1 protein-coding gene is annotated in these 853 nt (G+C 32.7%); it reads left to right on the top strand.

The genetic code is table 11. From position 1 onward, the window contains the following. Positions 1 to 190 precede the first annotated feature (190 nt). On the top strand, positions 191 to 697 hold the full coding sequence (locus tag AVL50_RS18305; protein WP_216639065.1) for a hypothetical protein: 507 nt from the start codon (positions 191 to 193) through the stop codon (positions 695 to 697). The last annotated feature ends 156 nt before the right edge of the window (positions 698 to 853 follow it).

An 853-nucleotide genomic window follows, 5' to 3' on the forward strand; every position in this document is an offset into this window, starting at 1 on the left:
AAACACTTGCGAAAGCTCAATGAAGAATTCTATCGGTAAGCCGTATGAGGGAAAACTTCACGTACGGTTTGATGAAGGGGGTTCTGATAGTTTTCTCAAAATGATTACATTTATAATTATTTAAACTGAGAGAGCTATCAGGCTCTACTCTACGCTATAATTGGCTTCATCTACATTAAACTAAAAACAAATGAAACAAAGATTATTTTTTCTATTATTATCTATTTTTTTTGTAAGTTGTCATCAATCAGATAAAATGTCTCAAGAAGAATATGATAAAGAATCAAAAAGAATTTGGCAAACTTATGTACCTAAAAGTGGTCAATCTGAAACTATGCAAGGTGAATTAATTCGAGCTGTTGAAAGGTTACGGAATGAAGCTCAGAGAAATGGCAACATTAATTTTTCTACAAACTGTCATATAAGAATACTTAATTTTCTTAAGGTAACCTTAAATGATGATAAAGTGTTTGATAGACAAACATTACAAGAAATTGAAGATGATTTAGAGAAATTAGAATACCCAGATGTATTTGAAATCGAAAATTCTATGAGTGATGAATTTTTAGAAGAACATCTTCCTGGAATTTATCTTGAAGATGATTTGTATGATCGATTAATAAATCGTGTAGTTGATTGGGATTTATATTATAAAGAGGCAATTCCACATGAAAAGGATGAAAAACTAACATGTTAACGTAAAATTGTTTTTTGTGGTAACTGATTGTAAAATATAAACTATAGCCAATCGAGTAGAGCGCCGCTAGGCGATTAGCCTAGCGGAGACCCTCTCACACCACCGTACGTACGGACCTCGTATACGGCGGTTGATTACCGTTCAGCTAATTTCCTG

Source organism: Flammeovirga sp. SJP92, assembly GCF_001583495.1.
Taxonomy (GTDB): domain Bacteria; phylum Bacteroidota; class Bacteroidia; order Cytophagales; family Flammeovirgaceae; genus Flammeovirga.